The organism is Bremerella sp. TYQ1, from assembly GCF_020150455.1.
Taxonomy (GTDB): Bacteria; Planctomycetota; Planctomycetia; order Pirellulales; family Pirellulaceae; genus Bremerella; species Bremerella volcania_A.
In genome coordinates, this window is sequence record NZ_CP083740.1 from 1,214,043 (window position 1) to 1,229,925 (window position 15,883).

Below are 15,883 nucleotides of genomic sequence, written 5' to 3' on the forward strand. Positions count from 1 at the left end.
GAAATGTCAATGTTTCGCGCGCCGCAAAGAAAGCTCGATTGGATCGCGGGTCGGACCGTTGCGAAACAACTGCTAGAAGACGTTACCGGGTATTCGACAAAGTGGGAAATACTTTCCCGAACCACGCGGCAGCGTGGACAACCTCCGCGAGTTTATCTCAACGGCAATCCCTACCCATGTTTTCTATCGATTTCGCATTCCGAACGATTCGTTGCAGCCGCCATCACACTTCACCCTACCGAGTTTATTGGAATTGATTTAGTTGAAAACGACGATATTCCATCCGCCTTTGCACGCGATTGGTTTTCCACCGAAGAAGTCGAGCGTCTGGAAGGGTGGGGAATGTCATCAACAGCAGCTTGGTCGATAAAAGAAGCCGCCTTCAAGTCACTACGCACGCAAGAGGCATTTAATCCCAGAACTCTATCGATCACAGACCGCGATGGCGAAATGGTTCACGTTTCCGCGTCGACCTCGCGATCAATCACGGTCATGCAGACCTCCATGTCGGCCGCGACGGTAAGCATTGCGAGGTCTTGGCCCTGTCGACATTTAATCACCTAAGAAAATACCTACATTGATAATTCGGCAGTATAGCCGTCCAAACCAGGGATAACACGATGATCAATTTGCAAGGAAAAGTTGCCCTCGTATCAGGTAGCTCTCGCGGTATTGGCCGAGCTTGTGCACTTAAACTGGCAGAAGCGGGATGCGACGTCATTATCAACTATGTCAGTTCTCGCCAAGCCGCACTGGAAACCGCACAGCTCATCAAACAGCGTGGTCGCCGCGTTTGGATTATTCGAGCAGATATCAGTGAAGAAGACGATGTCCAATCGATGTTTGAGTACATCCAACAAGAGATTGGCCAACTCGATATTCTTGTCAGCAACGCAGCCACAGGGGGATTTCGTCCACTACTCGACTCTCAATCGAACCACTTTGTGGCTGCGATGAAAACCAATGTGCTTGCGTTGATTCACTTAGTAAAAGGAGCCGCTCCATTGCTGGAAGCAAGCTCCGGGCGTGGCAAAGTCGTAGCCATGTCAAGCCACGGATCACACATGGCGCTTCCTATGTATGGCTTGGTGGGTGGTTCGAAAGCGGCACTCGAGAGTGTCGCACGGCATCTAACGTTGGAACTCGGCGACCGCAATATCAACGTCAACATCGTAAAGTCGGGCCTTGTTGAAACCGATTCGACGCGGCTCATTCCGAACTCCGCAGAGATGTTTGCCGGTCGAGTTCATAAATCAATGATGGGAACTCGCATGCTCGAAGTCGAAGATGTTGCGAACGTGGTTCTCTTTCTCTCCAGCCCGCTAAGCGATCTGATCCAAGGGGAAACCATCACCGTTGACGGCGGCGCGGCAGTGCACGTGTAAGCCACCGAACAACCTATCTACGCCACGGAAGGCAATATGAAAACTCAGCGAACGCAGAATCAATTAGCGCATGAACGAGCAAACACCGCTGGCAATCGTTGGAATTGGTTGCCGACTTCCCGGAGCCAAAAACGTTGATGAATTATGGAAGGTGCTTACCGACGGTCGCTGTACCGTCGGCGAGATGCCACCGGAACGTCTCAACGAAGAAATCTATTTTGATCCGGAAAAGGGACTCGTAGGCCGCACTTACTCTAAGGCAGCCGGGACGATTGAATTTCAATCTCCGGATCCTAGTCAAGTAGATTTGCCCGATCAGTCAAAGACGAAAAACGATCCTGGTCATCTAAGTTTCTGCAATACAACAGCTGAAGCACTTCAGAACGCTGGTTACGACCTAAAAAATGTACCCTGCAAAAGCACCGGTGTGTTCCTCGGCCACACGCGCGGAAGCGATACGCCCGGTGATATGGTCTACGGCACATGCTCGGAAGAAGCTCTTTCGGAAGCATCGCAGATCCCTGAATTTCAAAATCTATTCGGCGAAAGTCCAGAAATCGCTCGAAAGATTTTCGGAGACGCAGCGCTGGAAATTCGTTCCGCGTTACCTCATTTGACCAAAGGCGTCGGTACGCGCGTCTGCTCGCACCATGGAGCGTTGCTCGTTGCTAACACGTTTGGTTTCACGGGACCTGTATGCGCCATCAACGCGGCTTGCGCTTCCTCGCTTCAGGCACTCGCGATCGCCGGTCGTGCACTTCGTCGCGGTTCGATTCGCATGGCAGTCGTAGGAGGCGCATCGTTCTGTAGCCTCGACAGCATGGTGCTGTTCTCGAAGGCTCACTCAATTTCGCCAAACGATTCTCGACCCTTTGACGCCAAAGCCGACGGGCTTCTCGTTTCAGAGGGGCATGTCGTCCTGGTCGTCAAGACTCTCGAGGCTGCACTCGAAGATGGGGACAACATTCAAGCTGTGATTCGTGGTATTGGCGTCTCCTCTGATGGAAAAGGGAAAAGCCTTTGGGCTCCACGTAAAGAAGGGCAGGTTCTCGCCATCGATAGAGCCTACCAAGGATCGGTCGATCCGCAATATCTTCAATTCGTGGAAGCGCATGCAACATCGACACAAGTCGGCGATGCGACCGAAATGGCAGCGCTCATAGAGTCGCTAACCGACCGAATTAAGCCGAATCGTATTCCGGTCGGCAGCATCAAAGCCAATGTTGGTCATACACTAGAAACGGCAGGAATTGCGGGACTTTTAAAAGTAATTCTCGCGCTCAAGCACAAAACCATTCCTAAACAAATCAATTGTCATGAGCTAAATCCACGAATTGATTGGGACCGAGCTCCTTTCTATGTGCCATCCGAAAATCAACAATGGCCCGAAAATGTTGATGGACGGCCACGGCTTGCTGCCGTCAACGCATTTGGTATCGGAGGTTTGAATACACACGTTGTTGTCGAAGAGTTTCAGCCCCAAACACACCGGTCGCGCGTCGATGTAAAGCAAGCCTGCCCGCAACAAGAAGATGCTATTGCGGTTGTCGGTATTTCGGCGATTCTTCCCGGCGCTCGTACCGTCAAAGAATTTGCCAAGCTACTCCAGTCGAATCACGACCCGAAGTCACACGTTCAAAAACGCTGGAAGCCAGAATACTCACTGTCCGATAAGCCGGAACTCTATCACAGTACCGGAACCCTTGGTGGTTTCCTCGAAGACTATGAGTACGATTGGCGCAAACATCGTGTCCCCCCCAAGGAGATCGCCAGCGCCAACCCACTGCAATTTATGATTCTCGATGCCGTGGATGCCGCGCTAGATGATGCCGGACTGACACCTGACACCTACGATCGAACCAAGGCAAGTGTGATCGTAGGATCACAGTTCGGCAGCGATTTCTCGACAGATTTAGTGATGGGAGTTCGCGTCCCTGAAATGCAGCTCGCCCTAGCCAAGCAGCTGAGCAGCAAAGGAATTCTTCGTGCTAAGGTCGATCAAATTGTCGAACAATTTGGTGAGCTTATCTTGAAGCTCAAACCTGCGTTGCTGGATGAGACTGGTAGCTTTACTTCTAGCACGCTTGCCTCCCGGATCACGAAGATGTTTGATCTGATGGGTGGCGCTTTGGCGATTGACACGGGCGATGCCTCGACTGGGACGGCGATTGCTACCGCTGCCGATATATTGCTAAGCGGCGAAATGGATACGGTGATTTGCGCCGCAGGGCAGCGATCAATGGGGCTCCCCGTTTTCGAGGGAATCTCCATGTGCGATGCCCTCGTTCACCAGTCAGATCGGTCGGCGTTCTCAGGTAACGCACCTGGCGTTGCACCCGGAGAGGGTGTCGGCGTCATGATACTTCAGCGTCTATCGGATGCACAAAAAGCAAATCGAAAGATCCATGCGGTTATCAGAGGCGTCGGAAGTGGTTCCGGTGCGAAGCCAAGTGAAGGACTCGCGGCGGCCGTATCGAGGCTTTCTTCACAACGTTTGCCGAAAGCCGACATCATTCAAGTCGCATCGGCAGGAAGCGAGTGCGATGAAGAGACGTTCGAGTCATTCGCGGAACTTTGTCCGGCAACATCAACAACTCCCTATTTGCACAGCGTGACACCTCGCACAGGTCATTGCGGGGGCGGATCGGGGATGATTGCCTTGTTGGCCGCCATCGAGCAGATGAAACAGAGGCATGCGTTCGCAGATTTCCCTCAGCTCCAATCTCCGCAGCAACTTCAAGTAGGAGAACGGAAGTTTCAATTGTCTGGCGGAGCCCTTCCTGGCCACCATCAACCGATCCGATCTATCGTGGCCGATTGGGATCCAAGTGGTCCAGCCAATATCTTCCTACTCGAGCCTGCCGGACAACCTGCTGAAAAACGATCTGACGACCCTCAAGAGGACTCTGTCAATCGCGATACAGTCCATCGAAACGGCAAACACTCTTCGCACACTGTCTCCGTCAAACAAGCGACACAACTAGAAGCCGCGCCTGATTTCCGCGAACCAAAAAGAGTTCACATGCCGCTGGCGATCGTTGGCATGGCATGTCATCTCCCAGATTCTCCGAATCTCAGTGCCTACTGGAATCTAATTCTCGAAGGACGTTCTGCAATCGGTCAATTGCCTTCGGCACGGCTGAATCGTCGACTCTATTTCAACGCTCAGCGAGGAAAACCAGGTCGCACCTACAGTTCGATCGGAGCTCTATCTCCACATAGGGCACAAGCTTTCCAGAAATTCCTGCTTTCCGACGAGGATGTACTAAACGCAGATCCTTGTCACTTGGAACTCTGCCAAATTGTTGCTGATGCATTTCAACACGCCCAAATGGATCCTCACAAAACCGCTGGGACACGGACAGGCGTATACATGGGGCATACCCAAGGAACGTCCTTAAATGGTGATCTGGCGTTCGCTTCGATGTTACCTCAAGGGCTCTCAATTCTCCGGAGTTTGCCTGCATTTGATAGAATCGCCGGAAGTAACGCAGAAACTTGGGTCGAAGAAATCGCACATCGTCTACGTGATCAGCTTCCCTCGCGAAACGACGGCGGAGGACCATTCGTAGAAGCATCCCAAGCCGCAAGTCTGGTGGCTAAATCGTTTGGCCTTCTTGGAACGACAATGTCGCTCAACGCTGCATGTAGTTCCGGTCTCGTCGCACTTGCGTATGCCGCACATGCGTTAGAGCTCGGCCAAATTGACGCGGCCGTGGTAGGGGCATCTTCAAGCCTCAAACTGGAAAACCTACTTCTGTTTTCCAAAGCCCAATCGATCAGTGGTACCGGATCTCGTCCTTTTGACAACACTGCCGATGGCCTTGTTACCGCGGAAGGCCATGTTACTTGTATTGTTAAGACGCTTGAAAAGGCCCTATCTGATGGCGATCCTATTCACGCGGTCATCCGTGGAATTGGATTGTCGTCTGACGGCAAGGGCAAAAGCCTTTGGGCACCTCTCAGAGAAGGACAAGCCGAGGCCCTGCGACGCGCTTACTCGTCCGACGTGCCTCCTGATTCTGTGCAATATATCGAAACCCATGCAACATCAACGCTGGTCGGGGACTCAACAGAACTTCTTGCTTTAAGCGACGTCATGGGGACTAGTCTTGCTAAGGGGCAGAAGATCCCAATTGGAAGTGTAAAAGCAAACATCGGTCACACTTTGGAACCTGCCGGATTGGCTGGTCTCGTGAAAACAGTTCTGGCGATGAAGGCCCAGACGATTCCTCCCGTTACTAACGTCACTCAGCCCAATTCTCGAATCGACTGGAGCAACCTGCCATTCAGCTTGCCACTCTCGGCTCAGCCATGGCAGCTTCCTGCCTCGGGTGGTTCAAGAAGAGGGGCCGTGAACGCATTTGGCGTGGGAGGTCTCAATGCTCACGTTGTGGTTGACGAGTTTGATCGCAGTCGATCGACACAGGTTGCCGTACCGAAATTTCCGCAGCAAGATACCACCCCAGAGGAACGCTACCTGGCCATTGTCGCCGCCGAAGTACTCGTTCCCGGTGCAAAGTCTTTAAAGGACTTTTGGGAGGTCGTTCGCGCTGGAAATGATCAAAGAACAGCTGTTCCTAAGGAACGTTGGGAACCTTCCCTATTGTCTGCCGGGACAGCATCTCAGTGGACGGGAGGTTTCCTGCGAGACTTCGAATACGACTGGCGGAAGCATCGAATTCCACCGCTTCAAATCGCTGCGGCCGACCCACTTCAGTTTATGCTTTTGGATACTATCGACAGGGCTTTAGAGTCGTCAGTATTTCTAAGTAAGCTAGATCGCTCAAGCACAGCTGTCGTGGTTGGAAACGAAGTCGGCGGCGAGTTTTATGATCAGCTTCAGTTTGTCATAAGGCTACCAGAAGTACAGGAGGCTTTTCGTCAACTCCTTTCTGAAAACGGAACGCGTGAAGATGAAATAGAATCAGCGCTCAATGAGTTTCAACAGAAAGTGCATGATCGTTTCCCCGCATTAAACGATGACACTGGTAGTTTCACGAATAGTTCTCTCGCTTCGCGAATAACGAAAACCTTCGATCTGTTGGGGGGCGCATGTGCCATCGACAGCGGAGCGACCTCATCCTTTGCCGCGCTCCAAGTCGCTCAAAACCTTTTATTGAGTCGCTCCTGTGATACAGTAATTTGTGCCGCAGGTCAGCGATCGATGGGAATTGGTGCATATCAAAAGCTGCTCTCTGCGAATCGCTCGAAGGAAGTGCCTGGTGAAGGGACCGGGGTTGTCATCCTGAAGCGTCTTCCTGATGCTCAACGTGATGGCGACAAAATTCTAGGAGTGATTCGCGATGTCCGCATTGAAAGGACTCCATCGTCGGCCGCGGAAGATAACGCCATAAAGAGCGACATTTCGAGCCAATTTGGAAATCTCTCAGGAACCACTGGGATGATTTCCTTACTTAAGGAAATTGTTAGATCAAACGATACACGGACCTCCGCTAATGAGGATTCTAGCGAAGAAGTCAAAGTCGCCCTTCATCCTGTCAAACTATCACAAACGGATCTATCCGGACAGCGATGCCAGCTTGAACTGTTAGCTCCAAGCCAAGGCGCTCAAGATACTTCGCTGCCAAAAGAAAATCCTTGGAAGGCAGCCGTACTCGAAGCGGCGACCGTTTCCGATCTGCTTTCAACGGCTGAAGCGATTCTAAAATCAGCCAGTCCATTCGCTGAACTAGAATCGCGCGTTGCCGATCGAACTGCTCCTTATGCAGTTGGGTTGGTCGCTCGATCAGACGAAGAACTGCGTCAAAAACTTCAAGCCTTGGTAAAGTACTTCGAACACCCGACCCGTGAAAGTATCTGGGAAGGGCAGGGCATCTACTTTGTTTCGCGCGGAACGCAAGCGAAGGTCGCGTTCCTATTTCCTGGACAGGGCTCTCAATACGCTGGAATGCTTCAGGATCTGGTTCAAAGCGATCCCACTGCGCAGCAAACGGTCCAGAAACTTGATCGTACGTTGCAATCGCTTGGCTATCCGACTTACGAAAATCTCGTTGTCACGAATGCAGATCAGCTTGGTGAACACGTATTCCGAACGCAGCTAGCGCTATTAGTTGCGGACGCGATTCTTCTGGACGTGGTACGCAACTTAGGAATTACCCCTGATGTCATCACTGCCCACAGCTACGGAGAATTTCCGGCTCTATACGCTTCCGGGGTATGGTCGTTCCGTGAAGCGGCACTTGCGACGAAACTGCGATGCGATTCCATTGATGAAACGCCAGCGATAGATGGTGCAATGCTCTCTTGTCAAATCGACTTGAAAACAGCCCAACAACTTTGTCAGAGCCACAACGGCGACGTTCATATCGCGAACCGCAATTCTCTTCAGCAAATCGTTCTTTCAGGCAAGCGTGCCAATCTCGAAGCGTTGGAGCGTTCGCTTACGAATCAAGGAATCCGATGCCGCCTACTGAAGGTACCTCGTCCGTATCATTCACCGTTGATGAAGTCCGCTCAGCCGATCTTCAAGCAACGACTCGATTCCATTTCATTCAATGGCATTACGACCCCCTTGTTTAGCAGCATCGACGGAGAATACGCATCCAATTCGGATCGAATTCGTGGAAACCTTGTCGAGCAGCTGACACGTCAAGTCGACTTTGTTCACCAGATTGAACATCTCCGAAGCGAAGGGGTTAACGTATTCGTGGAACTCGGGCCCTCAACGGTGCTGAGCGATCTCACCCGATCTATTGTCAAAGACCCCAATATCGTTGTCGTGTCATCCAATCATAAACGCCGAAGCGATGGTGAATCGCTCGCGAGACTTAAAGCGGCAATGCTCGCTACAGGCGCATTGGCATCCCAGCCTGACAAGTCGACAATGCATACGACTCAATCACTTCCAGACGGGCTTCGCATCGCTAGGCTGTCCGGAAGTCGATACCAAATGGGCAAGACGCACGGCGAAATGTTCGCCCGTGAAATCAAGGCCTGTTTGCAGCGTGTATGTGATCTTGCCGACTCTCAAACAGCGCGAAGTCTGCCGTCCCTCGATTTCGCCTGGAAATTGCGTGACGACCTCTTCGATGCCGATGCGATGGATGAAATCCGCGGCATTGCCGATGGGGCTGGCGTGAACATCGAGTCGGTTATTGCTCATAACATGCGGGGCTACTTCGATATCGAAACAGGCTGCGTTCAAGTTTTGTTACAGGAAACAGATAAACCCAACGCTTGCATTCATGCAGCGAATGAAGACCTCCCACTCGCGCTCTATCTTCGAGAGACTTTAAAGCGATGTGTTCAGATTCGCCATCCTGAGCAAGGAAACGCGCATGTCGTTTTCTCACCTGTGGGTCATGCCAGGGCGATCAACGGTGTTAATGCTGCTGGGATCGCGATTACCAGTAGCAAACTACTCGATCTACCTAGGCGAATTGAAACCCGTCGAGGTCTATTGCACGGAGAGTTGATTCTTAAGTTACTCCAATTCTCCAACAGCATTGATGAAGTAGTACAACACTTAGAGCGTTATCCCAAGACCGGAGCGTGGGGACTTTTTGTCAGTGATGCTAAACGGAATCAACACGTCTACTTAGAATACGATGGAAATCACATCAGGCAGGAAAATGTTGTCTCAGATACGTTTGCGACGAACCATGCTCGCTTATTTACTCCGATTGAGGAAGTTCCTGCTCACTCGCTGCGTCGCCTAGAAAGACTACAGCAATTGCATCGTAATGGGCCTCCTTCGCGGCACACTGTACAGACATGGCTCCGCGATCGCTTCGACATTGGACGCAACAAAGAAGCTCGATTTCCGACCATGAACACAATTCGACGCGTTGATAATCAGATCAGCGTTGTCTTTGACACGGTCAATGCCAAGGTTTGGATCACGCCCGGAACTCATTCCGGTCTGGACGAAAACCAGTTCTATGAGCTAGATCTTCACCAGATGATCGGGCTATCCCCCATGACTCCACAATCCGCTTCTATTAAAAATGAAGTGGGCGAAGTGCAGTCCTTGGATCGCGATGTTTGCATTTCCCCTGAGTCGTTTTGTGAACAAGTTCAGTCAATCAACGGGGCTTCACCACGTCCAACCTCAGGTAATGTTTGCGAGCGATTCGTTGTTCGAGTCATTCCACAGAATCGTCTCGAACCAACATTTGATCTACAACGTTTGTCAGGTGGTGTGATCATTCTCGGCAATAGTCGAGTTGCTACAGCCCTCCAACAACGTCTTCGTCAGCAAGGAATTTCGACGACGTTGGTCGACAACCTGCACGACATCGATGCTACGATCAAAAAGATTGACGCAGCATGCGAAAAGGGCCCCATTCCTAATCTCATCCTTCTCTCTGATTGGAATGAAGGGCCTGATTTTGGACTCGCGGAGGTTGCTTGGAATATACTGCGCGACGAGAAAGTACTAAATCCGTACTTGGCTTGCCAACGTTGGTTTACTCATCTCAACAAAGCAAAGCAAGTCGCTCGTGGTTCCTTCTTAGCAGCGACATGCTTGGGAGGCCAGCTTGGTTTCAACGATCGACATCGGTCGCCATTGGGTGGATTTGTCACCGGCATGCACAAAGGCTTGGCCGTCGAGCAGGGTCGGACAACCGATTGGCAATTTCAAACAAACTTGGTCGACTTCGAGCCCACCGCATCGCCAGATTTTATCGCTGACCGATTGCTGGAAGAATTTCAATCAGGCAATGCATGTAATCAAGAGATCGGTTACGTCGGGGAGCAGCGTTATCGAGTGGTGACCATACCACAGCCGATCGATATGTTGCCTGAACAGAGTCGGTCGTTTGGCAAGAATTGGATCATCACAGGAGGAGCTCGTGGTGTCACTGCGGCGGTTGCCAAGGCAATCGGAAAGCGATACGGGGTGACACTACACTTAATCGGATCGAGCCCTCTTCCCCAAGTCGATCCTGCCTGGCGTGACTTCGACGAGGCTCAAACAAAAGAACTCCGTGCGAAAGTGATGAAGCAAGCCATCGCGGATGGTGCGGTTCCCATTCAGTCCTGGGAGCGAGTTGAGAAGGGAATCGAAATCGACCGCAATTTGGCTGAAATGCAGGCCATGGGTCTTCAAGTCAATTACTACCCATGCGATATCACTAACCGCTCCGCACTCGCGTCTCTGCTGGAGATCATTAGAGCTAAGCACGGCGAGATTGATGGAATCATTCATGGTGCTGGCTACGAAAAAGCGGCGTCTTTCCACAATAAGAAGGCAGATAACGTCAAGCGAACGGTCGGCTCAAAAGTGGACGGCGCCGTAGCTTTAATGGAATTGACCAGCAACGACCCACTCAAATATTTTGTTGCGTTCTCGTCGATTAGTGGACGCTTCGGAGGCACCGGGCAGACCGACTATTGCCTATCGAACGAGCTACTCAGCAAGTTGATTGGGTGGTACCGCCGCAGACGACCAGACGTTGCGTCGGTCGCTATCGATTGGCACTCTTGGGATGAAGTCGGAATGGCGGTGCGGCCAGAGACGAAGTTCGCGAAAGAGTTTGCTCATATGACGTTCATGCCAACGCTTGAAGGAACAAATCACCTTATCGACGAACTCCTTCGTGGCTGTCCAGAACCAGAAGTCGTCATCACTGATTGGAATTACTTCAAGCTTCAGTTTCCCGACGACCGGCTGGAAGAGCTCGCGCCCAACGTAGCAGTAGCACCTCCTGGGGTCATCAAGCAGTCAGACAGAAATGTATCGCTCGACGATTCCACGGCCATCATTGAAAATCTGATTTCCCAATTAGATGCCGGTCAAAAGCAAGGGGAGGTTGCCATTCCTCATCCTAATCATCCAGGACAAATTATTCGCTTTACAGCCTCGACGGAAGCGAAAGGAGATGAATCGGCAATCTGGCCTCTCCCTTTCGTCGATAGCCTAGTGTTCCAAGATGCCGAGCAAGTTCGTGTCCGAATGATCTCTCAGCCAGCGAGCGACCGATTCTTACAAGAGCATATGTTTAAGTCACGGCCGATATTCCCATTGGTCGGCTTCGCGGACGCATGTGCTCAAGCGGCTACACTTTTGATGAAGGATTCATCTTTTGCCGTCTTAGAAGACTTGGAAGTAAAACAAGCCTGGCGACTACTGACAGATGACCCTGCCGAATCGAACATTCAGGTCACCCGAACGGAACAAGGCATCATTTGCGAATTTCTAACCGACTTTTGTAATCGAAAAGGAGTTGTCCTTCAGAAGGATCGTGTTCACTTTCGTTGCGTGGTAAAGGAAGACGCCGAACTTCCGATCGACGAGCCGGTACCGTTTCCACCTGGTTATCACGATGTAAACTATCCGGAAGATCGTTTAGTGCTTTATCACGGGCCGATGTATCGCCAAGTTCGCGGCGTGTATTACGATGGCAGCATAAGTTGGTTCCGCGTGAACGTGCCTGACCCCCAAGAGTTTTATGGAGAACGCTCAACAGGCAGAACGTTCCTTCCGGCAATCCTAATTGATGCTTGCTTCTTCGCCGCTGGCATCCACTTTTGGCTCGGTGAGTCAGCGGCGGTCGTTTTGCCAACCGGTATCCAGCGACTATCGTTGATCGACTTACCAGCCCCAGGAACGGAAGCATACGCTTACATTCGTCTTCGCGAGCGATCTGAAACTCAAGCCGTATTCGATATCGATCTTCGCGACGGGGAAGGGCGATTATTGATTAAAATTGAAGGCTATGAAGGCGTGATTGTCATGACCAATCCTGCAATTTCGCAGGAAGGTAGTCCCATTGCTTAACTGAGAAATCAGACTTTGCCATCATGAATGCCGCCTCGGCGAAACTTACGCTCCGACAATTTGCATTGCAGAAGGCTGGTGTGCTTGAATTTTTCATTACGTTCACCATTAACTTTGTCATTGCCATCGGCGTGTTTTGGCCTGCTCAATCATTACCTTTGATTGGTGGCTATTCACTGCTGTCCATGCTCGGCCCCATGTGCTTCATCCTTCCCCTAGCAAGCTCCTTTTTCGGTGTCGCAAATGCCGCACGCGTACGGTCTCAAGGAATCGTCGACATCCCTTGGCCGAACGATGCTCCTTGGCAACGTTACGGACTTCAAATTGGTTTCGTCCGTGGGCTTTGTTCTTCAGTTGTCACGATAGTCATGCTATGGATCACCGCGTCGATGCTTGGAAACCTCCTGTTGCCGAAATGGCTTTGCGTCGTCGGAATCGGCTTACTATCTGGCATCCTTGGATACGCTTACCATTCCACCGCGATCCTGGCGACAGCCATACGATTCCCGGCTGCCCCATCCCCATTATCGAGAGGTTAGCTCTTTGAGATCGAACGAACGGCATCAGCGTATTGGCATCGGAAGATCAACGGGCTTAGCAGGACTTCTCGTCGTCTTCCTGAGCGTTGCACATGCACAAGCCGAAACCGAAAAGTGGGCTCCGGCCAACTGCGCCACCTACATCCAAGTGGTAAAGCCACGTGAAACCAGTGAGCAGTGGAATACGACTTCGATCGGTAAAATGTGGTCGTCTACCGCTATGGATGCCTTTCACAAGGAACGTCGCCAGGGCCCCGATGGACTTCTCTTAGACTTCTGGAATGTGCTTCAGACGTCGACTACCAATGAAATGGCATGGGTCGTTTCAGGCACAACGTCGCAACAAGCCGTTCCAGGAATCGTTGTTCATTTTCCTGAAGATTCCGATAAAGATGCAATCGTCCGTTCCGTTAGGGATTCACTCGTCCAAAAGGGCGACAGTTGGAACGCTACAGAGACTTCGATTGATCTTTCGACTGAAAACAATCGACGGCTAAAAATTCAAATTCTCGATCAAATTTGGATTGCGTCACCTAGCAACGACGTCATCAACGAGTTTATTCAAGCTCACAACGCAGAGTCGTTAGCCAATTCTCCCGCATTTTCCAAAATTCAGAGCAAGTTTGAACTTCCATCTGACGAGCCACACGTTTTCTGTTATGCGAGTCCTATGCGGCATTTGGAATTGCACGATGCCGCCAACTCGGCCACGGCAGAGAGTGATGTAGCGATTGCGACTAAACGAGGCTATAGCGAAATCGATTCCATTTCGGTTCTTATCTCCGTGGATGCCTCATCAAGTAGTCTTTGGGCTGACATGTTTATTCATGTGCCTGGCAAAAAGCGGGACGTACTCGAACTGTTTCGTTTTGGCGCTGACTTCAAGGGTTCCGTTCCAATTCTTTCCGAAGGTGCATCCGCCGTCCTCGCAGGCGCATGGAAGGTTCCTGCGGCTTTTCGATACATGGGTCCGCTTTTCGATGAGACATATGCCGACGGAATCGAAGGGACTTTCGACGATGTCCTCCTCGATATCAAAGCCGAAGATGGCCTCGGAATCGATCTGGTCGAACGTGTTGCCTCGCTAGGCCCGGAAGCCAATCTCACATTGCGTCCTATGGATGATCGCATGGATTGGATGGTTACCGCGACAGCTCACAAGGATGCGAAGGCCAAAGAAACGATGCAGCTTCTGTTCGACGGGGATCCTCAGATGAAGATCACGGAACATGACAATGGATCAATGTCATGGCAACTTGCTTCCCCCGACGATCCACTGGACGGCCTGACTGCGATGCTTCGTGGAGATCAGTTTTCATTATCTTCTTCACCGGAAGCGGTTTTCCCGTTAGTATCGGCAACTTCCCAGCACTCCAATCCCTCAACGACGCGACTTGAACAATTGACTAAGTTAGACGAAGGAGAAACTTCGCTGAAAGGAATCGGAAATGCTGCTGCTTTCGTACGAACCGGATGGACCCAACTCAAGGAAGACCAACCGACTGATGAGTTCTCTTGGCTCAGATTCTGGGGTTTGAAAGATCAGGACACTGTCTATCAGCGTTTACCATCATTCGATCAAGTCGCCAAGCACTTCAACATTGTCGTCTTGCAAGCCAGCGATACCAGCGATGGGTGGCGAATCCGCGTTGCGCATCAAACGGAAGGGGACACTCCATGATACGAACATCGCCCCAAAGCAAAGTCGCAGTAGGCTATCGAATTTTGGGAATATGCCTTGGACTCCTGATACACGGCACTTTGGTCGCCCAAGAAGGTGCACCGATTGTCCCACCGAAACCTCCAACGCCTCCTCCCAACAAGGAATTAGTTCAACAGCAAAACCAGCATCTTCGTGATGCGTTAGTCGCGTGGCAGCAAGAACCATCGCTTGCGACATTTCGCAAAGGCTACGACGCCGCCGCCTGGCTGGCCGCGAACGACGTTACTTCGCTGCCATTGGACGATGCCCGTGCTGCCTGGAAAGAGCCTGCTATCCAGTTTCATATTTCTGATGCTTTGCTACAGGAAATGACGCGCGGCAATGTAAGTGAATCATTTGATGTCAACGATCGTTTTGCCGGATATCCAGTGACCGGCAACGGAACGCTTACCGGGAAATACAGTCTTGATCCAATTTCCAATGGCACGCTAAATTGGCATTTTCGGGGAACGAGTTCTTCTCAGACGACGGCATATGCCAGCGAAGCAATCGTCTATCAGCGAAGTACCACATCGATCGATGCCCAGTTTCCCATCGCCTGGGAGCAGGGGAAGTTTGTCCTCCGCAACTCGCGTGTCGTTGCCAACGCTAATGTTCAGCCGTACTCCGCTCAAAGCCGCATGCGACGCGGATCAAATACGGTCGTCCAACGGGCCATGCAAAATGCCAGGGCCAACAGCAGTCGTGCCGAACGCGATTCTGAAGCCAAGACGGAAGCATACATCCGGCGACGCATGGGAGACGAAGTCCGTCAGGAAGTTGCCCGATTGAATCAAGCTTGGTCATCCCTGTGGAGTCGTGTGCTATCCAATGAATCAGACGCTCCAAAAATGAATCTAAGTTATCGCGACGCCTCGACGGTAGCATCTTTGGACTTACCGCCGCCCTATCCAGGCTCCCCGCAAGTGCAGGGAATTCGTGGTGGATATGCTGGAGCCAACATACACGAGATCGGGCTCGAGTATTTATGCCATGACTGGTTCGCCGGCGAATCACTTACCGGACAAGAGCTGGAAGAACGCCTGGACAGTGAAAAGGCATCCGAAAAAGCTGCTCCTCCCGAAGAGCAACTGCTTCTCACATTCGCCGACTCCTTCCCAGTACAATTCGAGTTCGAGAAAAATGAACTGACGCTACACGCGTATTTCGCCCAGCTACGGACTCCGAAGGGAACGCTGGACAACATCATTGCAACGGTCACCTATCGCCTAGAAGGGGAACTCGAAAAGGAATGGAATCTTGTTCGAGTCGATAAGCCTAAGATCGAAAACAAGGAAGACACCGGTTCTCGAAACGTCCGCGAGCTGATCATTCGACGAGTCGCACTGAATCTTTTGGATCGCGATATTCCAACAACGATTGATTTGACACCCCTTTCACGACGTCTTCTTGACGAGATGGAAATCGACCAGCCGCTTGTACCGCAAATGGCCGCGACCAAAGAAGGCTGGCTGCAGATCTGGTGGTATTTCTAGACAACATCCAAGCT

At 51.4% G+C, this 15,883-nt stretch carries 5 protein-coding genes and 1 pseudogene; all 6 read left to right on the top strand.

Going from position 1 to position 15,883, the window contains the following annotated elements:
• Window positions 1-9: 9 nt before the first annotated feature.
• Window positions 10-402, top strand: a pseudogene (locus tag LA756_RS27305) (4'-phosphopantetheinyl transferase superfamily protein); the annotation flags it as partial.
• 218 nt (window positions 403-620) lie between these two features.
• On the top strand, window positions 621-1,385 hold the full coding sequence (locus LA756_RS04430; RefSeq protein ID WP_224438665.1) for an SDR family oxidoreductase: 765 nt from the start codon (window positions 621-623) through the stop codon (window positions 1,383-1,385).
• Between the two features lie 70 nt (window positions 1,386-1,455).
• On the top strand, window positions 1,456-12,132 hold the full coding sequence (locus LA756_RS04435) for a type I polyketide synthase (RefSeq protein ID WP_224438666.1): 10,677 nt from the start codon (window positions 1,456-1,458) through the stop codon (window positions 12,130-12,132).
• A 23-nt stretch (window positions 12,133-12,155) separates the two neighbouring features.
• A complete protein-coding gene (locus tag LA756_RS04440) occupies window positions 12,156-12,671 on the top strand; it encodes a hypothetical protein (protein WP_224438667.1) in 516 nt (171 codons plus the stop codon).
• A 4-nt stretch (window positions 12,672-12,675) separates the two neighbouring features.
• Window positions 12,676-14,352 carry a hypothetical protein gene (locus LA756_RS04445; RefSeq protein ID WP_224438668.1) on the top strand — a complete coding sequence of 559 codons (1,677 nt, stop codon included), beginning with the start codon at window positions 12,676-12,678 and terminating at the stop codon, window positions 14,350-14,352.
• The gene (locus tag LA756_RS04450) at window positions 14,349-15,869 is read left to right on the top strand and encodes a hypothetical protein (RefSeq protein WP_224438669.1); all 1,521 of its coding nucleotides are present in this window, start codon (window positions 14,349-14,351) and stop codon (window positions 15,867-15,869) included. Before LA756_RS04445 ends, LA756_RS04450 begins: the two co-directional genes overlap by 4 nt.
• The last annotated feature ends 14 nt before the right edge of the window (window positions 15,870-15,883 follow it).

What these genes read in the sequence shown, in the direction of transcription:
- LA756_RS04430 (WP_224438665.1), top strand. Translation starts at nt 621, where the DNA reads ATGATCAATTTGCAAGGAAAAGTTGCCCTCGTATCAGGTAGCTCTCGC.
- LA756_RS04435 (WP_224438666.1), top strand. Translation starts at nt 1,456, where the DNA reads ATGAACGAGCAAACACCGCTGGCAATCGTTGGAATTGGTTGCCGACTT.
- LA756_RS04440 (WP_224438667.1), top strand. Translation starts at nt 12,156, where the DNA reads ATGAATGCCGCCTCGGCGAAACTTACGCTCCGACAATTTGCATTGCAG.
- LA756_RS04450 (WP_224438669.1), top strand. Translation starts at nt 14,349, where the DNA reads ATGATACGAACATCGCCCCAAAGCAAAGTCGCAGTAGGCTATCGAATT.